This is a genomic window from Phenylobacterium sp. GW821-FHT12F10 (assembly GCF_058806695.1).
On sequence record NZ_JBXAPY010000005.1, the window covers coordinates 71,113 to 92,573 of the forward strand.

Here is a 21,461-nt window from a genome sequence, read left to right on the forward strand (position 1 = left end):
CCTTTTCAGGCCGCAAGGATCGGAAGGTCGTCCAGCGGGAGCGCCCGCCCGCCCATGGGAAGGGTCTGCAATCGACAAACGCCGGCCCCGGTGACGAACGGCGCCTTGGCGGCGACGCAGGCGAGCAGCTCAGCGTGACTTCGCACATTGGTCACACCAGGCCAGATCTGTTTGCGCTTGTAGAGGTCAAATCGATCGGCGAACCGGCGCAGGGCGGCCAGGCGAACCCTGGGCTCCGCCTCCGGCAGGACCAAGGTCACGCTGGAGACGGCATGCAGCGGCAACTTCTCGATCTCGAATCCGGGATCGTTTGTCTGGAGGTCGATGTTGGCGACGTACTTCGACAACATCGACCGAATGCTGGAAAGCGCCGCGAAGCCTGGGTCACGCGGCGTGTCATAGACGGTGGCCGTGAACTGCTTTTGGTGTGCGGCGGGCAGCATCGACAAGGCGCTTTCGTAGGCTTGGCGTTGAGCCGGTCGGATGATGTTGGAGTAGCAGACCGGTAGAAAGAGCATGTTCTTGGCACCCTCAATCAAGTAACGCAGCGCCACGATCACGCAGTCGGCGTCAAAGGTCGCTGTGTCCGTCGGCATATGCACAGCGCCCTCCACCAGACTGAGATGGGTCAGGGCTCGGCCGGGCGTGGAACTCACCACGTCGCCGGTGAAGACCTGCCGCGGGACGAAATAGACGCCCTGAAGGCCCTCCAGCGCCGGCATCGGCCGTTCGATGATCGCGGCGGTCTCCGACCCGGTTAGCGGCGGCCGCGGTGAGTCTGTGAGGATTGCCTCGGGTTCCATGGCCGCTGCGTCGGGCGTGGAGATCCGGGTCAAGCGCCCTCCCGTCGGCAGAAGGGCGGGGGTCTTGAGGGCTTGGACCAGAGCCTCAGTGTCGAGGGCCGCGAACGCCGTGGCGGCCTCGACCGGCCCCTCAAACAACAGAAGCGCAACGTCGCCTCCCAGGCCCGTCCCGAACAGCTTGGTTTGCAGATCGTCGGCCAGCTGCGCCAATTCCCGCAGATCCATCACCTCGGCGCGCGGATCGGTCAGGAGAAAAGAATAGTGGGTGAGCGGCTGGAACAGCCTCGGCCAGAGCCACCGCGATTCCAGATAGGACCCTGAGAATCGCGAGACAAGCGGGCCAAGCGCAGCTGGCGATAGTTTGACGCGGGTCGCATCCACCGCCACCCGCAAGCAAGCCACCGCGGTCATGTGCGAAATCCTCCAGGCGAACGTGGCCCCACACTACCGTTGAGGTTGTCAGATCGCCAAGAACCCCGTCCACGGTGGAGGTGATATTGCATGGTCGAACTTGCCTCAGTTTACGGGCTGCATCGCCAGCGCCGCCTCATCCAGGGCGGCCTCCATGGCGAGCAGCAGCTTGGCGGCGTCGATCGGCTTGGCGACCAGGCCATCCATGCCAGCCTGCCGGTAGGCCAACAGATGGTGGGCCATCACGTTGGCGGTCAGGGCGAGGATGGGCGTTCGCGGGCCGCCTTGCCCGGCCTCCTCCTGGCGAATTGTCCGGGTCGCGGTCAGCCCATCCATCACCGGCATCTGGGCGTCCATGAGGATCAGGTCCCAATTGGCCGTCCGCCAGGCGCTCACGGCTTCCTCACCGTCATTGACGACCACGGGGTTCAGGCCCGCCTGCTGGAGGATCGTTTGGATGACGATCTGGTTCACGGGATTGTCTTCGGCGACGAGGATGCGGAGAGCCCCAGGGTCGGCAAAGTCGGCTTCGTCGGTCCTAGCCTCCTGAGCGGCGCTCTGCGGGCCTTCCAGCCGAGCCAATGGGAGCCTGGCCGTGAAGGTCGAGCCCACACCCTCTTCGCTCTCCACGCTCACATCGCCGCCCATCAGACGGGCGAGCTCGCGGGAAATCGCCAAACCCAGGCCCGTGCCGCCAAACCTCCGGGTGATCGAGGCGTCGGCCTGGGTGAACTTCTGAAACAGCTCGCCGATCTGGGTCTCAGAAATCCCGATCCCCGTGTCGCGGACCGCGATCCGCAGCTGGCCGTCGGGGTTGGACACGGTCAACGCGACCTGACCCTCCGACGTGAACTTCAGGGCGTTGGAGGTGAGGTTGTTGACGATCTGCCGGACACGCGTTGGGTCGCCCTGGAAGATTCCCTCGGCCTCCGGCGCGACCTCCAGGGAGATCGCGACCTCCTTCTCGGCGGCCATGGCCGAGAGGGTGGCGAGGGACGAACGCGAGATCGCGGCGAGGTCGACCTCTCCCTCCTCGATGGTCAGCTTCCCAGCCTCGATCTTGGAGATGTCGAGGAGGTCATTGAGCAGGCTGAGCAGCATCTCGCCAGACTGCAGGATGACCTTCACCTGCCCATGCTGTCGCTCGGTCAAGTCCTCCTTGGCGAGCACCTGGCCCATACCCAGGATGCCGTTGAGGGGCGTGCGGATCTCGTGGCTCATGGTGGCCAGGAAGGTCGACTTGGCCAGGTTGGCGGTCTCGGCGTCGTCCTTGGCCTGTAGCAGGGCCGCCTCGGAGGCCTTGCGATCGGTGATGTTCTGCAGGGCGCCGATCAGACGCAGCGGACGACCATCCGGGTCGGAGACAAGCAGGTTGGCCCCGGAGGTCCAGACTTCCTTGTCGTCGGCGCGGATGACCCGAAACTCCGGGTGATAGGGCGCCCCATCGTCAATGTGACGGCGCCAAGCCTCCTCGACACCGGGTCGATCACGCGGGTCGATGGTGGCATAGATGTCCCGGAAGAGGTCCTCGTAGGTCTTGGACTCGGTGAAGAAGGTGTCCTCGGCCCCGGCCTTGATCAGCTCGCGGCGGACATAGTCCATCTCGTAGACATGGACATCGGCGATCTCCAGGGCGAGCTCCAGCCGCAGCTCTGAGCGTTTGGTGCGTTCGAGCGCCGCCTGCACCTCGACGAAGGCCGCCGCCTCAGCCTGCGCCCGCGCCCGTTCGCTGGCCTCAAGATACGCGGCCACGGAGAGGTCGATGTCGAGCAGGACCGACTTGACCAGGGCCCCGATGGCCGTCCCGGTTGATCCCGTGTCGCCAGGGCGCAGCACGCCGTCATGGGCGATGGCCTTGATCAGGTGCTGGAGCACCGTTGCGTATCCGCCAATGTACCAACTCGGGTTCAAACCGATCCGGGCATGGGCCTCGCCAACCCGTCGCGCGCCGTCCGCATAGGCCTCGTCGAACTGGGCCTCGAAGATGCGCTCCCAGTGCGATCTCTGGCGCGTCTTGACGCTCGAGAGCGCGGCGTCATCCGGAAAGAACTCGGCGGTCTCCGGAAAGGCGAAGATTCGCTCATAGAGCGCGTCCAGAGCGACCGGAATGGCCCCCTGCATCAGGGGGCGAAGCCCCCGAAGCGCCGCGACGTCGTCGGCGTCGAGCCGCATGAAGTCGAGGCGTTGGCTGATACTGAATTGCGAGGCCATGCGCCTTCGTCTCCGACCACCTGGTGTTCATCCCTGGGGCCCGACGAAGCTCGCGCGTGGTTAAGCAGTCATTAGCCGATCCGGTGAGCCGCCCCGCCTATGTGGCCTTTGCGACATATGGCCGCGACGGTTGGCGATTGCGGCCCATCACATGACTGCCTCAGGTTGTTGTTGGGCCTGAAGCAGTCATGAGCGGACACTTCCGTCGTGAGGAAACGCGGCGCGGAAACTACATGAGAGTGAAGACACGACAAGAGTGTGCCGCCGATTGATTGCGATCTAGCCTAGATTTCGCCTTCGAAGGGAAGATGCCGCGACAACTGGTCGAAGGCGCTCGCAGGGGCGATTCAAGGCTTCGGAATAGTTGAGGCCTTCCGATGAGATCGGCCGCCAACGGCCCGCGGCGGCTGGTTCCGTGGTTCAAGCTGGGAGGTCGACCCGCCCTTCAATCGGTGTCCGAGATCGCCCGCACCAGGTCCAGGATCGCGCGCCGGCGGTCTCCCGGCGGAATGTCCGTGAAGGCCCGAACCAGGTCCAGTGTGCCGGGCTCGCCCATGAGCTGGAGGAGAGCGTCGAAGGGCCGCTGGTCGTCGGCGCTCTCGCCCACCAACTCGGGTATCGTCGTGTCGAGCGCTCGGGCCATCCTGGCCAACATTGAGATGCTGATGCGATTGGTGGCGCGTTCGTACTTCTGCACCTGTTGGAACGTCACGCCGATCGCGTCTGCGAGCGCGCCCTGTGAGAGCTTCCGCGCCTGTCGGAGCAATCGCACTCGCGCGCCGACGACAATATCGACGGGGTCCGGACCGACCTTGATCTCGTCCATGTGTCGCTCCACCCATCCGGACCCGCCGGTCCAAGGGCGAACTGGGCGCCTATTACGGGCGGGTGTCCACCGGATGGGGTGATTTCTGTTCCTGATCGGCGTCGGGCGTGGATCTCGCCAGGACGAGGGATTCTCTGCGGGCCGTTTCGTGAAAGGGCCGCCCGGCGGGCTGAGCCGGTCGCGAAACGGCGAGGGATAGCGGTGCGACGTCAAGCCGCAGGTCGCCGACCGGGCGCCTTTCCACATTATTTCAGGGGCGCGGGTCATCTGTGGCGACCATCCGGCATCGGACGAGACGGGGGTATGGGCGCGTGAGGAAGAGGTTGGCCGCATTGATGGGACAGGTCCGACCGACCGCGGAAGCGGCTCGGCCAGCGCCCGTCGTGGAAGAGCGCATGCTGCTATGCGCCGAGCCGGCCGAACTCTATCGCGTGCCGGCGCGTGCGCTGATCGGAACCGTGCTTGAGTCTTGGCTGACCCTCCAACTGGCCACGCCTTTCGAGCTGCTCCATCGACCGGAACTGGCCGACAAGCTTGAGAGCTCCGGGACGGAACTGCAGCACGCGATCCAGAAGATCGCTGTGCCGGCGGCGCTCGCCCGGGGGGTGAAGGTCCACGAGGTCGTCCGGCAGCTCCAACGGCTCACGGACCGCGTGATCGCCCGCCTTCAGATCGACCAGAAGAGCGGCGCCCTGCCGACCTTCGGTGCGGAGACCTTCGCCTCAGTCTGCGCCGATCTCGCGGGCGATGACGAGGCTGGCTACCGGCTTGGCGCTGGCGTCGCTGGCCTGATCGGACAAGCCGGAACCTGGAGCGCCAAGGTCGAGCTCTTGCTCGACCTTGCGGACGCCGCGCCCACCGACGATCGATCGCGGGCGCTGGCTTTCGGAGTCCTGGAACAGCCGCTTAGGGAAATCCTCAAGTCGCGCGCCGCTCAGGTGGACCTATTGGGCGCGGGCCTCGACCTCGGCGCCACATTGCTTGGCCTGACCGCCTTGGCGCATGGGCCGATGATCGAGATCGTGATCCAGATCCAACCGAGCCTTGCCGGGCTCCGCCCGGCTCTGCCGCAAGCCGCCGCACGCCTCGCCCAATGCCTGGCCGATGGGGGGTTCGCACCTGCGCGCCAGGACATTAGTCTCCAGGTCCTCAAGGATTTCGGGAGCCGCCGCAGGCTGCGGGCCGAAGACGGGGTTGGTGAGATCGAGTGCTTCCGGATGCTGGCTGTGTGCCTCACCGCGGCAAGCGGGGGCTTGATGCCGGCCGACGGCGTCCGCGCCGCCGTGGTGGAGCGTTCGCGTCTGATGGTCGAGCAACACCTACTCGACGTGCTGCTTGTCGGGGCAGCCTCCCCCGCCGCCGAACTCGCGACGCTCGTCACCGTGCTGGAGAATGTCGCGGGCGCCGCCAACCGTCGCCGGGCGTTGCAGATTCTGGAGGGAGCTCTAGCCACGCGCAAGCTGGAGGAGTCGGCCGCGGCCGCCCCCGAAGCCGCCCTCGCGGACCTGGCCCAGCTCTACCGAAGAACCTTGCGCGCCGGCGCAGGGGTCGCCGGGATCGACGAGTTCCTAAACGCCATCGGCCAGGTCGGTGGCCGCATCGAAGTCGCGCATCGCATTGTCAGAAGCATCGCCGATGGCCTGGGAGGGCGGGATCGCAAGATCGCCACGCTCGAACGCATGGCCTGCGCGGAAACCGCCCCGCCGGGACCCGCCGTCGAACACGCCGCCGCCGCGCTCAAGCGGTTCGCGTGAGGGAAGTTCGGCGCGACTGGCGCCGTAGGCGCGCATGATCCGGGCGTTGAGCTCGGCCACCAGCTCTGCGATCGCCAGATTGAGTTCCGCCTGACTGAAGAAGCGTTGGTTGCGCAGCTTGGCCAGCACCCAGCGCTCCACCAGCAGCACCGATTGCTCGACCTTGGCCTTGTCTCGCGGTTTGTACGGCCGCGCCGGGATCACGCTCGTCCCGTAGTGCCGGGCCATATCCTGGTAGGTGCGATTGATCCCCGGCTCATAGCGGTCGGGCTTGGTCACCCCGGCCTTGAGGTTGTCGCAGACGATGATCGCCGGGACCCCGCCCAGGAAGGCGAAGAGCCCCACGTGGCAGCCGATTCAGTCCGCCAAGCCTTCGCTCGGCCGGGCCTCGGCATAGACGTAGCTGGAAGCGCCCATGGCCGCGACGAAGAGCTTCATCGCCCGGCCCGCGCCGGTCGCTGGATCGATCAGATCGATGGTGTCGCCGGCGTAGTCGACAAACACCTTCTCTCCGGCCGCATGGCTCTGACGCATGGTGGGCGACAGACGGCCCTTCCAGATCTCATAGCGCTCGCAGACTGCCGCCCTTGCGACCAGCCCATGCCGCGCGAGCGACTTAGTCCACTGGGGCCAACGCGACGTTGGGAGAGTCCGTGTTCAGGCGCGGAGCGGTTTGCAGATCTCGAACCACCTTCGGCCCGGCTTGGTCTGCCGTGACATTGCCGAAAAGCGGATTGTCGCAAGCCAGTCCGCGTTGTCGGAAGAGAAGAGCGCGTGTCCGGACGTTTCCCCTGCAGGGAAAGGGGTGCGCTGTTCCGCAGAGGCCGCCCCGCGCAGGTGTTCTGCCTCCCGGCGAGACAGCCGTTTCAGGACCATCGGCGACAGTAGCCGATCTTTCGCGGGCATTCGAAATATCCGCTTCCCAAGCTGGTTGCCGGGGGGTTCGATTCCCCCCGGCTGCCCCAGCGTTCAGCTCCCCATCGCCGGGTCGCTGATGCTGTGGGCGCCGGTTTCAAGGCGCCCGGCGGCGCGGCGTTCGAAGCCCGGCCCCGAGACCGTGACGTCATACCAGCCGCCCTTGTCGGACACCGTCCACTCGCGTTGCGCGTGGCCGCCCGCGGCCAGGTCGATGACGCCGCCGGTCTCGCCATAGGCGTTGTACTCGACCTTGAGCGCGCAGGAGCTGCGGCCGAGGTTTCGGAGGACCAGCTGGACCCTCTGCCGGGCGGTCAGGTAGCGCAGCTCGACCTCGGCGGCCGTCGCGCCGGCGTCGCCCTTTACGTCGCGGCGGAAGCCGTTGGGCGCATGGACAGTCAGGTCGTAGCGGCCGGCGTCGGCCGCAATGTCCCACACGTCGTCCAGGCTCTTGCCGGCCTCGACCGTGTAGCGGCGCGGGATGCGGTCCAAGTGCAGGCGGTCGTAGACATGGAACACCGCCCCGGCCTTGCCGGTGTTGCGGAACTCCAGCCTCACGCGGCCGGCCGCGGCGTCCAGGGCCGAGACGACGTTCAGCTCGTAGGGCAGGGCGCGCGAGGGGCGCAGTCCCGGCTCCTGGGTCACCGGCTGGGGCTGGGTCGGCGGGGTGATGTGCGGGCGCTGGATGTGCTCCAGCACCACGGCCGAGGCGCCGCTCACGTCGGGCAAGTCGGGGAAGGCCGGGTCGTTGGGACGGGCGAAGTCGAAGGCCGAGGTCATGTCGCCGCACACCGCCCGGTGCCAGGAACTGATGCCCGGGATGAGGACGCCGAAACGCTTCTCCAGGAACTGGCCCACCGAGGTGTGGTCGAACACCTGCGAGCTCACCCAGCCGCCCTTGCTCCACGGCGAGACCACGTACATCGGTACCCGCGGGCCCAGGCCGAACGGCCGGATAAGGCCGCTTTCCTGGTCGGCCGCGTCGACGTGCTTGCGCTCGGGGTCGGAGAAGTAGTGGCCCGTGAGGTCCAGCGTCGACTTGCCCGCGAGCTTGCCGGCGGCGTCGAAGGACGGTGGGGCGGACGGCGGCAGGTGGTCGAACTGGCCGTCGTTCTCATCGAAGGTCAGGAAGAAGACGGTTTTGGCCCACACCTCCGGATTGGCGGTCAGCGCCTCGAGCACCTTGGCGGTGAACTCCGCGCCCTGGATCGGCGAGGAGGGGCCGGGGTGCTCCGAATAGGTCGGGGAGGGCAGCACCCAGGACACTGACGGCAGGGTGTCGTCCAGCACGTGCTGCTTGAGCTGGTCCAGCGACCAGTCGCTCATACCCTTCTCGTAGAGCCCCGACCCAGGCTTGCAGGTGCGGAAGCTCTCGAAGGCCAGACCGCCGTGCATGGCGCCGGTCCAGTTGTTGTTGGGGTTCTGGTAGATCCGCCAGCTGACGCCGGCCTTCTCCAGCACGTCGGGAATGGTCGGCCAGCGCAGCGAATTGCCGGCGTATGTGTAGCCGGGCTGGGGCAGGGCGCCCTTGACCCAGCAGCGCCAGTTGTCCGGTTCGGAATGCTCGTCGGTGCAGTTGACCCCCTTGTCGCGCAACGCCGGGTCGGCGCTGGAGCCGGACCAGAAGACGATGCGGTTGGGGTCGGTGCCCGCCGTCACCGAGCAGTGATAGGCGTCGCAGATGGTGAAGGCCTCGGCCAGCGCGAACTGGAAGGGGATGTCCTCGCGCTTGAAGTAGCCCATCGAATAGGGGGTCTTGTACTTGGGCCACAGCTCGATCTTGCCCTGTCCCCAGGCGCCCTGGGCGTCCTTGTAGGAGTGCGGGGTGCCGGGCACGCGCATGGCGTCGGTGGTCCTGGTGTCCAGGTGGAAGGGTGGGATTTCCTTGGTCCCGTCCGACTGGCGCCAGACGTCGCGGCCGCCGGCCAGCGGGATGGGATGACGGTCGCCGAAGCCGCGCACGCCGCGCATCGTGCCGAAATAGTGGTCGAAGGAGCGGTTCTCCTGCATCAGGATCACCACGTGCTTCACGTCGGCGATGGTGCCTGTGACCTGGCTGGCGGGGATCGCAAGCGCGTTGCGGATCGCCACCGGCATGGCGGCCATGGCCGCGCCAGCGGCCGTGGCGCCTCCGGCCAGTCTCAGGAACGAACGACGGTCATGGGAAGCCATGATCTGGGATCCTTCGATTTAGGGATGTGGGGTCAAAGCAGCCGGCGCCGCAGGCGGGTCGACATCTGGTCCAGCGCGAAGACCAGCAGGAAAATGGCCACCAGGATCGTGCCCACGTGGCCGTAGTTATACATGTCGTAGCGGCCCTTCAGCTCCTGGCCGATGCCGCCCGCGCCCACGAGGCCGATGACCATGGCCATGCGTACGTTCCGGTCGAGGATGTAGAGCGTGTAGGCCACATACTGCGGCATGACCTGCGGCAGGATCGCATAGCCCAGGACCTTCAGGCGGTTGGCGCCGATGGCCTGCAAGGCCTCCTGCGGCTTGGTGTCGGCGTTCTCGATGTCCTCGGCGTAGAACTTGCCCAGGAAGCCCGCCGCGTGGACGGCCAACGCCAGGACCCCGGCGATGGGGCCGAAACCGTAGGCGAGCACGAGGAAGAGCGCGCTGATCAGCTCCGGCACGGCGCGGCACAGGCTGACTACGGCGCGCGAGGCCATGTGCACCAGCGGGTGCGGGGTCAGGTTTCGCGCGCCGAGGATCGCCAGCGGCAGGCCCAGCAGCACAGCCAGGACCGTGCCCCACAGGGCGATCTCGATGGTCTCCAGCATCTTCAGCGCGACATGCTGCAGGTAGCCGAAGGGCTCGATCATGAACTCCTTCTCCTCCCACGCCGGCTCCATCTGGAGGGTCTCGGGGTTGAGCGTGGAGGTCTCGGTGCGGACCACCTCGATGCGCGAGAAGGCGGGCAGGCGGTCGCGGTCGAAGTTCTCGATCCGGCTGGTCTCGGTGCGCTCGGCGATCGCCAGCGGGACGAGCTGGCCGCCGACGGAGGCGAAGCCCTTGGCCACCTGGGAATCGTCGTCGAGGCCGACGGCCGCCATCACCCCTTCGGCCGACAGCGCGACCATCTTGTCGATCTCGACGCGCTGGCCACTCTGCCACAGCACCAGGGCCGCGACGATCAGGACAGCGAGCGTCTTCAGGCCATAAGGCTTGGGAAACCGCCAATCGGCGGCCGTGGTCGTGGGAGCTGGCGCGGGTTTCATGCGACCGCCTCGATCAGGTGGGCCGCGGTCGCGGCGGGACGCGGCGCCTCCGAGGTCGCCACGGGGCGGTCGTAGATCTCGGCGATCTTCGCCGGCGTCAGGTCGGCGGGCTCGCCGTCGAACACCAGGCGGCCGGCGCGCAGGGCGACGATCCGGTCGGCGAAGGTCAGCGCAAGGTCGATCTGGTGCAGGCTGCACAGCACCGTAGCGTCGCGCGCCATCGCCTGGTCCTTGAGCAGCTGGAGCACGTCGCGGCTGGTCGAGGGGTCGAGGCTGGCCACGGGTTCGTCGGCCAGCACCAGGGCCGGGTCGAGCATGAATGCGCGCGCGATCCCGATCCGCTGCTGCTGGCCGCCGGAGAGCTCGTCGACCCGCCGTGTCAGATGCTCCGGGCCGAGGCCGACCGCGGCCATCAGGTCGCAAGCCTTGCGCCGATGCCGCGCGGGAAACAGGCCGAAGACGGCGGCCAGGGTCGAAACCGCCGGAAGGGCGCCTGAGATCACATTGACGGCGGCCGAGGCTCTGGGCGTCAGGTTGAATTGCTGGTGGATCATGCCGATCGCCGGCCGCAGGGTGGGCAGGGTCTTGGGCTCGACGCGGACGCCCCCGATCCGAACCTCGCCCGCTGTGGGCGGGGTCAGGCCGTTGAGTGTCCGCAGGAGGGTGGATTTGCCCGCACCGGAGGGCCCCAGGAGCACACAGAACTGACCCCTGGGGATCTCGAAGCTGACGCCGGCCAGGGCGAGCGCCCCGTCGGCGTAGCGCTTTTCGACGCGGTCGAAGGCGATCATCACCGTTCGGCCGCCTTCTTGAGGATCTCGCCCTTCAGGTCGTCGTCCAGCCGCGCCATCATGCCGGCGGCGATGTTGAACTTCGCAGCCGGGAAGGCGGAGTCGTACCCGTCCACCTTGGCGCCGCCGTAGCCGCGGATCATGTCGGGCGTGACGCCCGGGGCCTTGGCCACGTCGGCGAAGGCGCGCTTCAGTCGGGCCTTCAGGGGCGCCGGCAGCTTGGAGTTCATGACCAGCGGCGGGTAGGGGATGGCGATGCTGCGGGCCACGACCTTGACGGTCTTGGGATCGACGGCGCCCTGGCGCACGGCCTTGTCGAAGGAGTCGAAGGAGAGCGCGGCGACATCCACCTGACCCTGGGTCAGGGCCCCCAGGCTGTTGGCGTGGCTGCCGGTGAGCCGGATGGCGGCCAGGTCCTTCACCGGGTCGAGCCCGGCGTCGAGGATCATGGCCATCGGGAAGACGAAGGAGGAGGTCGAGTTGACGTCGCCAAAGGCCACCCGGCGGCCCTTCAGGTCGCGGACGGTCTTGATCGGTGCATCGGCCTTGGCGAACAGGCCAGCGTAGTAGATCGACTGCCCCTTCTCGACGGCCACGGCCAGGAGGTCGGCGCACCCGCGCTTGTGAGCCTGGACGTAGACGACGGGGCCGACGAAGGCGATGTCGGCCGTGCCGTTGCACATGGCCTCCACCACGGCGCTATAGGATTGGGCGACCCGGATGTCGAACTTCAGGCCGGTCATTTTCGAGACCGCGTTGAACACCGGCTGGTAGTCGGCCTTGGTGCCGGTCTCGGTGCCGCCATCGGCGGGGATCAGCACCACTCGCAGGGGCGCCTGCGGCGCAGCGGCGAAGGCCGCGGAGCCCGCGAATAGGGCGAAGAAGATCGCCAGAAGCCAACGACGCATACCTTGTCCTCCAATTGGGCCGGCTTTCGCCGCGAACATGGAGGGCTCCTAGCCTGCGGATGTGACGCTCTCGTGAAGCTAGCTCAATCTAAATGCGTCAGTGGAGTGTGCAAAATTCACTCACTTCGGTGCGCGTCGGGCGCGGGAGGTCGCCTGAGATTCAGTTGGCATGGTACCCGCTTCAGGTGCGGGGCCGCCTTTTCGGCCCCGAATTCCGACCTCTGATCGTCGGAAGGCAATCGGGAAATTCCAAAGAAACCTGAGTCTGCGCGGACTTAGCTGGGCGAGAGCCGGTGCGCAGCCGGTCTGGGGATCCGACTATGTCTCGCCCGAGGAGTGTGGTGATCTCAATTATTATCACACCAAAAATGAACTACATTCACTCCTCCGTCACATGGCGTCGCTAATCGGTCTGCCGCTGAGCGGAGGAGGGCCGACGCGCTCGTAGGAGCGGGGCCCGCACGCAGAGGCTTGAACCAGGTTCAGTTTCACAGGGGTGGGTCCATGACCGCGAAATCAATTCCTTTGCTCGCCGGCTACGTCAGCCTTCTGATGGCGTCGTGTGCTTTGCCGAGCCTGGCCACGGCCGCCGAGAAGCCGGCGGCGCGGTCGTCGGAGACGGAGGTCGATTCCGTCGAAGTCCTCGGCCGTCGCGAACATGTTAGCGTCGTGGCCGTCGAAGCCGTCGAATATGGCAACGCTGTGCAGGTCGTGACGGCCGAGGACGTGCGGGTGAGCGGCGCCACTAACTTTGCCGAACTCGCTCAGTTCCTGGTTAAGGGCGTGAACATCGGCTACTCGCCTGACGAAGGCGAGTTCACCATCCGCCTGGACGGCGGCGGCGACCGCGACACCCTGGTCGTGCGCGATGGCGTGCCGCTCTACGACCGAGGCCCCGCGCTGGAGGATATCTGGGGCTCGACCACCATCGATCCGCACATGATCGAGACGATGGAGGTCTTTCGCGGCGGCAACAGCCTGTTCTTCGGCTCCAACGGCGGCATCGGGGTCGTCAGCCTGGTCTCCAAGCGTCCAGACGGCTCCCGCAAGGGGGAGTTTGGCGTGAGCTACGGCTCCTATGAGACCCGCGAGATCTGGGGCAACTACAGCTTCCCGATCGACGAGGACGGCCGCCACAGCGTGATGGTCTACGGCTCGATGCTGGCGACCGACAGCCCGCGAATCTACAATCCCGATGACATCGTCGACAACGTCCGGCTGGCCGGCGCCAAGCAGGACTATCCGCTGAACCGCAACGAGCTCGGCGTGAAGTATCTCTGGAAGATCGACGATGACACGACGTTCCGCCTGAACGGGGAATACACCGAATCCTGGTTCCAGGACGCCTTCCCCAACAGTGAGATCTACTCGCCCAACACGGTGCGCTATCCGATCATCGACGCGTCGCTGGAGCGGCGATGGTCGGAGAACCTGCTCACCGAGGTCACCGGCTACTACTCCAACCCCAAGCTCTGGAACGCCGAACTCTACCCCGACATCTGTCTGGTGAAGACGGGCTGCAAGGACCCCGCGACCAGCGTCATCCATCCGTTCGGCGAATGGTCGGGTCTGGTCTTCGCTGCGAAAAACCACGGCTTCGGCTCCACCAACCAGCGCCGGGCGGGCTTCAAGGAAATGGGCCTGACCGTCCGCAACACCCTGGAACTGGGCGACCTCGGCCAGGCGGTCGGCGGCGTTCAGGTTGTCAGCTACCACGACGATTCCGCGATTGAGTTCCCGGTGCCGGACGACAAGGCGACCACCACCGGCGTCTTTGTCGACGTTCGGCCGCGGCTGCCCTTCAGCCCCGACACCAAGATATCGCTGGCGGTGCGCACCGACATCCTGCCCAGCAAGGACACCGAGACGATCTGGAAGTTCGGCCTTCGCCAGCCGTTGCCTTGGGGCCTCTACGCTCGAGCCAACGGCGGCACCTCCTACAGCCTGCCGCGTGGCACCGAACTATTCAACGAGACCCTGACGGTCGTTGGCAACCCGGACCTTCAGGCCGAGCACACCGAGACCTACAACGCCGGGGTCGGCTTCGAGGGCGCCTTCGGAGACATGCGCGTCGGCTTCGAGGTCTCGGGCTTCCAGACCGAAATCACCAACCGCATTCGCACGACCACCGGCTTCCCGATCCCCGCCGGCGGCGGCTTCGACGCGCGCAATACCTATTACAATGACGCGGCTCTGACCAAGATCCTAGGGGCGACAGCGGACCTGAACGTCACCATCGGCGACGCCTGGAAAGTCAACCTGGGCTACACTTCGCAGGACGCCTCGGCCCAGAGCGGCGCCCAGAAGGGCGATCAGATCGGCGAAACGCCGGCCTGGTTCATGTCCGGCACGGTGTCGTGGACCTCGCCGGACAAGCGTTGGAACGTCGCGATCATGCCGCGGGTTCAGGGCTCCGAGTGGGCCACCGGTGGTCTCACCGTGAACGGCCGGCCGTCCATCCGAACGAACTTCGGCAACTACACGGTCGTCAATGCGACGATCAACTATTTCCTGGGCAAGGAGATGCAGCACCAGTTGCAGCTGCGCGTCGCCAACCTGCTCGACGAAGACTACGCCGAACGCTACGGCATCGCCAACATGCGCTACAGCAAGGCCTACGCCTTGGGCCAGGTGAAGACCACCGACGCCGCCTACTACTATGGCTATCCTTTCGAAGGTAAGCCGCGGTCGTTCTACGTGTCCTTCTCGACGCGATTCTAGACACGAGGCGTTCCGGCCCTTGCTCTCGTCGGGGGCGGGCAAGCTAGGTGTGGCGGGGCCTCGAGCCCCGCCGCATCCTTCGGTTCATCCTGGGTATCGAATCTATGCCCCTGCGCCTGTGGCCCATCGCCTGAGGTGGCCAGGCGCACGCCAGCCCCCAGGGGCGGGAGCCCCCAGGTGCTTCCTGCCCCGCCGCGAGGCGGGAGGCGTCGTCGGACGTCTCGCCCGCCCGATTGACTGAAATAATCTCATTAATGCTAGATGGAAAAATGAGCATCTTGAATGCGCGCCGACTCGACGCCGGAGCGGACCATTGAGGCACGACTTCACGCCTTCATCTTCCCCTGCGGTGAGACCTCCGGGGCTGGACGCCGCCCGCGAGGCCCTCGCGTCGTCTCAGGGGATCCTGCTGGACTGGGACGGCTGCGTGGCCCTGGGCAACCGTCCCCTGGATGCCGCCGTGCAGCTGATCGCCGCCAATCTGTCGCGCGTGGTTATCGTCTCAAACAACTCCACCCACCTGCCTGCCGATTTCGAGCAGACCCTGGCTGCGGCCGGTGTGACCTTGCCGCCGGGGCGGGTGCTGCTGGCCGGGGACGAAGCGCTCAGGCGGGCCCTGGCCCAGGGCGCCGAGCGTGTCCTGGTTCTGGGGGAGGGGCGCATGAAGGCCCATGGCCGAAATCTCGGGTTGAACCTGGTGCAGGACGAGGCCGACCTGGTGGTGCTGCTGCGCGACACCCGCTTCAGCTACGCCAAGCTGGATCGGGCGGTGAACTGCCTGGCCAGGGGCGCGCGGCTGATCGTGGCCAACCCCGACGACACCCATCCCGGGCCGATGGGACGCATTGTCCCGGAAACCGGCGCCCTGCTCGCGGCGATCCTGGCTTGCCTGGGGTCCGGCGAGATTGATTTCGAGGTCGTCGGGAAGCCCGCCGCCCACCTGTTCGAGGCGGCCTGCCGCGGGCTGGACGCCGCCCCCGGGCAGGCCGTCATGATCGGCGACAATGCTGCCACCGACATCGCCGGGGCCAGCGCGCTGGGGATGAAGAGCATTCTGGTGGGCGCCCGCTCGGACTTTTCGATCGCCGACCTGCTCTAGGCGGCTGTCGGGCTCAGAAGCGTTTGATCGACAGGATGTCGAACGTCCGCTGCAGGGTCCCGGTGGCGCGGTCGTAGTCCGCCAGGGCCAGGGCCGCGATCAGGGCGTCGAGCACGCACAGCTGGGCGATGCGGCTGGTCATGGCCTCAGTGCGGAATCGCGTCTCGCGGGCCATGGTGAACAGCACGACGTCGGCATGGGCCTGGATGGGCGAGCGGGCGTAGTTGGTGATCACCACCGTCTTGGCGCCGGCGGCCTTGGCCAGCTTGGTCGAGGTCACCGTCTCGTGGGTCGAGCCGGAGTGCGACACGGTCAGCACCGCCACGTCCGGGTCGGTCTGGGAGGCGCTGATCGCCTGGACGTGGCTGTCGATCACCACCTTGGCCTCCAGGCCGATGCGCAGCATGCGGTAGTGCGCGTCCTCAGCGATGGGGGCCGACGAGCCGATGCCGTAGATCTCGATCCGCTTGGCGCCGCGCAGGACCTCCACCGCCTTGGCCAGCGACTTGGGGTCCAGGACCGTCAGAGTGTCGCGCAGGGCCTGGATGCCGGAGTGGAAGATCTTGCGGCAGACTGTGTCGGCGTCGTCGCTGGGTTCCAGGTCCTCGTGGATGAAATGGACCGGCTGGACGATCTCCTGAGCTAGGCTCAGTTTGAGCTGCTGGAATCCGGACAGGCCGAGCTTCTGACAGAAGTTGATCACGCTGCCTTCGCTGGCCTCGGTGGCCTCGGACAGTTCCGTTACCGACATCCGCACGATTTGCTCAGGCTGTTCGAGCACATAGTCGGCTATGCGCCGCGCGCCGGGGGGCAGGCTGGCGTGGGCGGCCCGGATGCGAGCCAGCGCGTTCTCCACCGGAGCGTGGTCGGCGGACCGTCCGCGAGACTTGAGTTTTGGAGCCTCCGGCTCGGTCGGCATCGCTCGTCGCGCCAAGGCCTGAGTCCTTTTCAATCCGCTGCCCGCCCAGGTCATGCCATTCTGTTTCGGATAGGTCCAGAAGGCCCCGCGTGGCGGATCCCGCCGGCGCGTCGGCGCATCGCCAGTTGGCCTTCGGACGGGCGGCGAATGGAGGCTGCGGTCGCCCCTCGGCGACCGGGCGGCGATCAGTCACCGCCGGCGGACTGCGCAAGTGCCTGCTCAGCGGATCGCCAAAGCCGACCGCTCGCCGCTCGCGCTTTTCCAAGGTCAAACAGGGCCTGCATCCGTGCTGGATCGAAGTCCAACCAACTCTGATCCAGGTATTCGGGCGGGATCGCCGCCGAGTGAAAATTCATATCTTGGCGGGCGGCGAAAGCCGATGTTCGCGTGATCGCCGCGCGCGTCATGTGCATCATGAGGGTAGAGAAGCTGCGCTCCACTATCGGGATCGTCGCCTGCGGCGTTGTGCGGGGGACTTCGCGAAGCAGGGCGTTGATCAGGACGTATACGTTGGCCTCACGTAAGTCGGTGAGTTGTCCAGGCGAGAGAAGGGCACCCGTCCCGACGCTCCGCAGATGGATTTCACCTTCTCGGTCTACGACAGCGTCGAAGGCGAACGGTGTCCGGGACTTCCCGGCCGTCCGATCACCGCCCATTGGGGCGTCCCCGATCCGGTCGCGGTCGAGGGCCCGGTTGCGGCCCGAGGCCTCGCCTTCGCCGAGATCTATCGCCTGCTGAACAACTGCATCAATCTCTTGCTCAACCTGCCGATGGCGACCCTCGATCGAGTGTCCCTCCGGCGGGCGGTGCGCGGCCTCTCCTACCAGGCCGCACGCGGGGAGGGGGATGGCGAGGCTGGCGCGGAGACGGGCTTCGGGGAGGCCTGAGGCGATGCGCCGGACGCGGCAGAACACCCTGGTGCTCGTCGGCTTCGTTCTCCTCTACGCCTGCGGCATGGGGCTGCTGATTCTCCTCGGGGCCGCCGCCGCAGCCGGCCGCCGAGGCGCGATCGGTTGGCTCCTGCTCGACGCGGGTGCGCTCACCGGCCTGGTGCTCTGCTGTCTCGGCCGGCTCACCCGCACGACGGACGCGGAACTCGGCAATCCACCGTCGGCGTCCCGTCTGGCGGGAACGCGCCGCCTCAGGGGCCGACAAGCAGCGGTCGCGAACACCCCGGGAGGCCGACCCGGCATTGATGCGCTGGCGGTCTTGCGACTGTCGCGCCACCGTAACCGGACCGAGCTATGGGCTTGGCCCTGTCCTCCATCGGCGACAGGCGCTCAATGTCTCTGACGATTTACGACATCTCGGTTCCGGTGTTCCGCCAGACCTTGACCGCGCTCGGCGGCGTGCTGGATCGAGCCGTGGCCCATTGCGGCGCCACGCGGCTCGATCCGCGGACCCTCGTCGAGGCCCGCCTGATCCACGATATGGCGCCGTTCGCCTAGGTTGAAGCCAGGCCAAGTCGCGCGCCGAGATCCACGACCGGGAGGATGAGGCCTCGCAGGTTGATCATTCCGCGGACGTAGGGGGGCGCATGCGGCAGCGGGGTGGCGGGCGCCCATCCGCGAACCTCACGGACCAACATGATGTCGATGGCGAACTGCTGGTCACCGATCTGGACCATGATCAGTTCTGCGCCGACAGGTGGGAAATTGCTCTGAGACCCGGGCATCCTCAGAACTCTTCCCAGCCTTCGCCGGTGCGTGTTCGGCCGCCCAGGCTGGCGGCGACCTTACGCTGCATGGCCCGGGCGGGCGAAGGCCTGGCTGCGGACCCGGCGGACGCCGGTCGCGGAGCGGTTCGGCTGGCGGCGCGGGAGCCTTCCACCTGGAACCTGGAGACCAGTTGCACCAGGTCGCCGATCTCCGCCTTCATCGAGTGGGCGGCTGCGGTGGACTCCTCCACCATGGCGGCGTTCTGCTGGACCACCTGGTCCATCTGGTTGACCGCGATATTGACCTGAGCAAGCCCCGTGGATTGCTCCTGGGCCGAGGCTGAGATTTCGGAGATGACAGCGTCGATTTCGGCCACCTTGGTCACGATGGACTGCAAAGCCTTGCCCGCTTCCACCGTTGGGACTCGTGGCCGGTCAATTCGCGGCCGATCTGGCGGGGCTTAGCCGTCGGCGCGACCATCTTCGCCCGTAAGCGAAGGCGGCGAACTCCGGGCCGGAGCGGAACAGGCCAGGGTCGGTCACGGCGGCGGAAAGCGCGGTGGCGGTGATGACGCCGATGCCGGGTCTGGCCGCCAGCCGCGGGCGGGCGGTCGATGACGAGGGCGAGGTGTTGCACATGCTGGCCCAGGAGCTCGCAACAAGGCGGCAGCGTTGAGGCTATTGAGGACACTGCTCAAGGATACTACCCACCGTACAATGTGGCGATCGATGGCCATATGGGACCTTGAGATCACAGGTCCGGCAGGAGCACGCAGGTTAAGATCCGCCGCGACCTCGTTTTCGAACTCACCGGTCGAAACACCGCGGCGCCCTCCTGAAATGATTGTCCACTGAGATGACACCGCCCAGGTCGACGTGCCGCCACTTGGATCCACAGTGATCCATCCAGATGGAACGCATCGTCCCCAACCCATCGGAAATCAGCCATACTAATTACGCTATCCGGCGGCTTCATTGGACACCGCCTCAGGCGGCGTAGCCGCCCACGCGCTTGATGTTGCAGTGGGCCCACAGCATTTCCAGCGTGGCGGCCAGGTCGTCCATCATGGCGTCGGTGTGGGCGGGGCTGGGGGTGAAGCGCAGGCGCTCGGCGCCGCGTGGGACGGTGGGGTAGTTGATGGGCTGGACATAGACCCCGTGCTCTTCGAGCAGGATGTCGCTGATCATCTTGCAGTGGTGGGGGTCGCCGACCAGGACCGGGACGATGTGGCTCTCCGAGGGCATGACCGGCAGGCCGGCCTTGGCCAGCTTGGCCTTCAGGGCCGCGGCCCGCTCCTGGTGGGCGACGCGGACCTCGTTGTGCTCCTTCAGATAGCGGATCGAGGCCACGGCCCCGGCGGCCAGCGCCGGCGGCAGGGAGGTGGTGAAGATGAAGCCGTCGGCATAGGAGCGGATGGCGTCGACGATCATGGCGTCGGCGGCGATATAGCCCCCCATCACCCCGAAGGCCTTGGCCAGCGTCCCCTCGATGATGTCGATCTGGTCCATCACCCCGTCCCGCTCGGCCACCCCGGCGCCGCGGGGACCGTACATGCCCACCGCGTGGACCTCGTCCAGATAGGTCATGGCGTGGTATTTCTTGGCCAGGGCCACCATGCCCCTCATGTCGGCGATGTCGCCGTCCATGGAATAGACGCTCTCGAAGGCGATCAGCTTGGGCGCCTCCAGGGGCTCGCGGGCCAGCAGCTCCTCCAGGTGGGCCAGGTCGTTGTGGCGGAACACCCGGCGCTGCTCGCGCCTGCCGGCCCGGATGCCGGAGATCATCGAATTGTGGTTCAGCTCGTCGGAGAAGACGATCAGGCCCGGCAGGATCTTGTACAGCGTCGAGAGCGAGGCCTCGTTGGAGACATAGCCCGAGGTGAACAGCAGGGCCGCTTCCTTGCCGTGCAGGTCAGCCAGCTCGGCCTCCAGCTCGACATGGTAGTGGGTGGTGCCGGAGATGTTGCGGGTGCCGCCAGAGCCTGCGCCGGCCTCGTCGATGGCCCGGTGCATGGCGTCCAGCACCAGCGGGTTCTGGCCCTGGCCCAGATAGTCGTTGGAGCACCAGACCACCACCTCCGAGGAGGTCCCGTCCTCACGGGTCCAGGTCGCCTTCGGGAACTGACCCCGATGACGCTTCAGGTCGGCGAAGACCCGATAACGTCCCTCGGCATGAACCTGCTCAAGAGCGGTGCGAAACGCGGCCTTGTAATCCATCGACTTGAATTCCCCGCGAGAACGGTCGCTGGCACGGATGAAGAACTCTCCGGGCGCCCCCAAACTGGACGACTGGCTATGCGGCCTTGGCCCGCGTCGCGCCGATCATTACGTCGGCGATCAATGCGTAGGTCTTCGTCCAGGCGGCCTCGACCTCGGGCGTATAGGCGTCCCCCAAGCCCTGCTGGAGGGTCCAGAGTAGGGCCGAACCCACGGCGTCGTAGTGTTCGGTCTTCACGCCATAGCCCTGGTGACGAACCGCCATGGCCTCCAGGGCGGGCATGAGAGCCTGCGCCTTGTCCAGGGAGTTCACGGCTGTCGCGAGCATCTGCATCAGCAACCGGCCCTGCCTGGACATATCGCCGGTGAACATGGAGCGCACGTCGGGATTCTGTTCGAAGAGACGGTCATAAAACAGGCTGGCCGCGGCATCGGCGATCGGAACAACCTTCCCGAAGGACGACCTAACCAGGTCGATCTCGGCGGCCGTCAAACCATAGCTCGCTGGCGCTGCCTTCAGGTTTGCGCTCGCCGTCGGTTGGAGAGACGCGCTCACTGCGCTTGGAAGCACTTCGTCAAGGCTGAGAAGGGTCACAATGCCGCTGTCGGTGGTCATGACGCCCTGCACGAAGTCCCGGATGACGGACACCCCGACATCGGGGGTGTCCTGCAGCATGTTCTCGGTGAGCAGCAGGATGTCGCATACGGCGTCCACCAGAAGGCCGACCTGACGACCGTGGATTTGCGCCACGACGACCACCGAGGAGCTGTCGGGCTGGCTGTCCCCCAGCCCCAGGCGCGAGCCAAGATCCACCACTGGCAGAATGACGCCGCGCAGGTTGACCATGCCGCGGACATAAGACGGAGCGTGGGGCAGCGGGGTGGCGGGGGCCCAGCCGCGGATCTCGCGAACCGACATGATGTCGATGGCGAACTGCTGTTCGCCGATCTGCACCATGATCAGCTCCGCGCCGACAGGCGGCAGTCTGGCCTGGGAGAGCGGCATTC

General features: G+C 66.6%; 17 protein-coding genes and 3 pseudogenes. 5 read left to right on the forward strand and 15 right to left on the reverse strand.

All coding sequences use genetic code 11. The features are described 5' to 3' along the window. Positions 1-5: 5 nt before the first annotated feature. The 3 genes from AC1RN5_RS21410 to AC1RN5_RS21420 all read right to left on the reverse strand — a co-directional run bounded on the left by AC1RN5_RS21410 (position 6) and on the right by AC1RN5_RS21420 (position 4,251). Positions 6-1,214, reverse strand: a complete 1,209-nt coding sequence (locus tag AC1RN5_RS21410; RefSeq protein ID WP_493043768.1) for a hypothetical protein — start codon at positions 1,212-1,214, stop codon at positions 6-8. 105 nt (positions 1,215-1,319) lie between these two features. Beyond that, positions 1,320-3,425 (reverse strand): protoglobin domain-containing protein, encoded by a 2,106-nt coding sequence (locus AC1RN5_RS21415; RefSeq protein ID WP_493043770.1) that lies wholly within the window; start codon positions 3,423-3,425, stop codon positions 1,320-1,322. Positions 3,426-3,870: 445 nt separating this feature from the next. Next, complete coding sequence (locus tag AC1RN5_RS21420; protein ID WP_493043772.1) at positions 3,871-4,251, reverse strand: helix-turn-helix domain-containing protein; 381 nt, start codon at positions 4,249-4,251, stop codon at positions 3,871-3,873. A 395-nt stretch (positions 4,252-4,646) separates the two neighbouring features. Here AC1RN5_RS21420 and AC1RN5_RS21425 point away from each other — a divergent pair, with 395 nt between their 5' ends. Then, entirely contained in the window at positions 4,647-6,005 is a 1,359-nt protein-coding gene (locus tag AC1RN5_RS21425; RefSeq protein WP_493043774.1) for a hypothetical protein, read from the forward strand. Between the two features lie 3 nt (positions 6,006-6,008). Here the strand turns inward: AC1RN5_RS21425 and istA are convergent. The 5 genes and pseudogenes from istA to AC1RN5_RS21450 form a co-directional block, all read right to left on the reverse strand. Next, positions 6,009-6,581, reverse strand: a pseudogene (istA, locus tag AC1RN5_RS21430) (IS21 family transposase); the annotation flags it as partial. A gap of 393 nt (positions 6,582-6,974) precedes the next feature. Beyond that, positions 6,975-9,092: a phosphocholine-specific phospholipase C gene (locus AC1RN5_RS21435; RefSeq protein ID WP_493043776.1), complete on the reverse strand. Its 2,118-nt coding sequence runs from the start codon at positions 9,090-9,092 to the stop codon at positions 6,975-6,977. Positions 9,093-9,124: 32 nt separating this feature from the next. Continuing rightward, on the reverse strand, positions 9,125-10,141 hold the full coding sequence (phnE, locus tag AC1RN5_RS21440) for a phosphonate ABC transporter, permease protein PhnE (RefSeq protein ID WP_493043778.1): 1,017 nt from the start codon (positions 10,139-10,141) through the stop codon (positions 9,125-9,127). After that, the gene (locus AC1RN5_RS21445; RefSeq protein ID WP_493043780.1) at positions 10,138-10,932 is read right to left on the reverse strand and encodes a phosphonate ABC transporter ATP-binding protein; all 795 of its coding nucleotides are present in this window, start codon (positions 10,930-10,932) and stop codon (positions 10,138-10,140) included. The genes phnE and AC1RN5_RS21445 overlap by 4 nt, the downstream gene beginning before the upstream one ends. After that, positions 10,932-11,840: a phosphate/phosphite/phosphonate ABC transporter substrate-binding protein gene (locus AC1RN5_RS21450; RefSeq protein ID WP_493043782.1), complete on the reverse strand. Its 909-nt coding sequence runs from the start codon at positions 11,838-11,840 to the stop codon at positions 10,932-10,934. The genes AC1RN5_RS21445 and AC1RN5_RS21450 overlap by 1 nt, the downstream gene beginning before the upstream one ends. A 471-nt stretch (positions 11,841-12,311) precedes the next feature. Here AC1RN5_RS21450 and AC1RN5_RS21455 point away from each other — a divergent pair, with 471 nt between their 5' ends. Continuing rightward, on the forward strand, positions 12,312-14,561 hold the full coding sequence (locus AC1RN5_RS21455) for a TonB-dependent receptor plug domain-containing protein (RefSeq protein ID WP_493043784.1): 2,250 nt from the start codon (positions 12,312-12,314) through the stop codon (positions 14,559-14,561). Positions 14,562-14,874: 313 nt separating this feature from the next. Beyond that, on the forward strand, positions 14,875-15,660 hold the full coding sequence (locus AC1RN5_RS21460; RefSeq protein WP_493043786.1) for an HAD-IIA family hydrolase: 786 nt from the start codon (positions 14,875-14,877) through the stop codon (positions 15,658-15,660). A gap of 13 nt (positions 15,661-15,673) precedes the next feature. Here the strand turns inward: AC1RN5_RS21460 and AC1RN5_RS21465 are convergent, their stop codons facing one another. Together AC1RN5_RS21465 and AC1RN5_RS21470 are read right to left on the reverse strand one after the other, a co-directional pair. Beyond that, positions 15,674-16,579, reverse strand: coding sequence for a MurR/RpiR family transcriptional regulator (locus AC1RN5_RS21465; protein ID WP_493043788.1), 906 nt, complete (start codon positions 16,577-16,579; stop codon positions 15,674-15,676). A gap of 185 nt (positions 16,580-16,764) precedes the next feature. After that, on the reverse strand, positions 16,765-17,019 hold the full coding sequence (locus AC1RN5_RS21470; protein WP_493043790.1) for a hypothetical protein: 255 nt from the start codon (positions 17,017-17,019) through the stop codon (positions 16,765-16,767). A gap of 135 nt (positions 17,020-17,154) precedes the next feature. Between AC1RN5_RS21470 and AC1RN5_RS21475 the strand changes: the two genes are divergently transcribed. Next, positions 17,155-17,466 carry a low molecular weight phosphatase family protein gene (locus tag AC1RN5_RS21475; protein ID WP_493043792.1) on the forward strand — a complete coding sequence of 104 codons (312 nt, stop codon included), beginning with the start codon at positions 17,155-17,157 and terminating at the stop codon, positions 17,464-17,466. A 396-nt stretch (positions 17,467-17,862) separates the two neighbouring features. Further along, a complete protein-coding gene (locus AC1RN5_RS21480) occupies positions 17,863-18,027 on the forward strand; it encodes a DUF1993 family protein (protein WP_493043793.1) in 165 nt (54 codons plus the stop codon). On the opposite strand, the pseudogene AC1RN5_RS21485 reads toward AC1RN5_RS21480, so the two are convergent. The 5 genes and pseudogenes from AC1RN5_RS21485 to AC1RN5_RS21505 form a co-directional block, all read right to left on the reverse strand. Further along, positions 18,027-18,254 (reverse strand): annotated as a pseudogene (locus AC1RN5_RS21485) (chemotaxis protein CheW); the annotation flags it as partial. The gene AC1RN5_RS21480 and the pseudogene AC1RN5_RS21485 sit on opposite strands and share 1 nt — an antisense overlap. A 2-nt stretch (positions 18,255-18,256) precedes the next feature. Continuing rightward, the gene (locus AC1RN5_RS21490; RefSeq protein WP_493043795.1) at positions 18,257-18,652 is read right to left on the reverse strand and encodes a methyl-accepting chemotaxis protein; all 396 of its coding nucleotides are present in this window, start codon (positions 18,650-18,652) and stop codon (positions 18,257-18,259) included. Positions 18,653-18,734: 82 nt separating this feature from the next. Next, positions 18,735-18,839: pseudogene (locus AC1RN5_RS21495) on the reverse strand (IS110 family transposase); the annotation flags it as partial. 384 nt (positions 18,840-19,223) lie between these two features. Next, positions 19,224-20,453, reverse strand: coding sequence for a 5-aminolevulinate synthase (gene hemA / locus AC1RN5_RS21500; protein WP_493043797.1), 1,230 nt, complete (start codon positions 20,451-20,453; stop codon positions 19,224-19,226). A 76-nt stretch (positions 20,454-20,529) separates the two neighbouring features. Beyond that, positions 20,530-21,459: a chemotaxis protein CheW gene (locus AC1RN5_RS21505; RefSeq protein WP_493043799.1), complete on the reverse strand. Its 930-nt coding sequence runs from the start codon at positions 21,457-21,459 to the stop codon at positions 20,530-20,532. Positions 21,460-21,461: the final 2 nt, after the last annotated feature.

What these genes read in the sequence shown, in the direction of transcription:
- phnE (WP_493043778.1), bottom strand. Translation starts at nt 10,141, where the DNA reads ATGAAACCCGCGCCAGCTCCCACGACCACGGCCGCCGATTGGCGGTTT.
- AC1RN5_RS21465 (WP_493043788.1), bottom strand. Translation starts at nt 16,579, where the DNA reads ATGCCGACCGAGCCGGAGGCTCCAAAACTCAAGTCTCGCGGACGGTCC.
- AC1RN5_RS21480 (WP_493043793.1), top strand. Translation starts at nt 17,863, where the DNA reads ATGTCTCTGACGATTTACGACATCTCGGTTCCGGTGTTCCGCCAGACC.
- AC1RN5_RS21435 (WP_493043776.1), bottom strand. Translation starts at nt 9,092, where the DNA reads ATGGCTTCCCATGACCGTCGTTCGTTCCTGAGACTGGCCGGAGGCGCC.
- AC1RN5_RS21420 (WP_493043772.1), bottom strand. Translation starts at nt 4,251, where the DNA reads ATGGACGAGATCAAGGTCGGTCCGGACCCCGTCGATATTGTCGTCGGC.
- AC1RN5_RS21415 (WP_493043770.1), bottom strand. Translation starts at nt 3,425, where the DNA reads ATGGCCTCGCAATTCAGTATCAGCCAACGCCTCGACTTCATGCGGCTC.
- hemA (WP_493043797.1), bottom strand. Translation starts at nt 20,453, where the DNA reads ATGGATTACAAGGCCGCGTTTCGCACCGCTCTTGAGCAGGTTCATGCC.
- AC1RN5_RS21475 (WP_493043792.1), top strand. Translation starts at nt 17,155, where the DNA reads ATGGATTTCACCTTCTCGGTCTACGACAGCGTCGAAGGCGAACGGTGT.
- AC1RN5_RS21450 (WP_493043782.1), bottom strand. Translation starts at nt 11,840, where the DNA reads ATGCGTCGTTGGCTTCTGGCGATCTTCTTCGCCCTATTCGCGGGCTCC.
- AC1RN5_RS21425 (WP_493043774.1), top strand. Translation starts at nt 4,647, where the DNA reads ATGCTGCTATGCGCCGAGCCGGCCGAACTCTATCGCGTGCCGGCGCGT.
- AC1RN5_RS21410 (WP_493043768.1), bottom strand. Translation starts at nt 1,214, where the DNA reads ATGACCGCGGTGGCTTGCTTGCGGGTGGCGGTGGATGCGACCCGCGTC.
- AC1RN5_RS21445 (WP_493043780.1), bottom strand. Translation starts at nt 10,932, where the DNA reads ATGATCGCCTTCGACCGCGTCGAAAAGCGCTACGCCGACGGGGCGCTC.
- AC1RN5_RS21505 (WP_493043799.1), bottom strand. Translation starts at nt 21,459, where the DNA reads ATGCCGCTCTCCCAGGCCAGACTGCCGCCTGTCGGCGCGGAGCTGATC.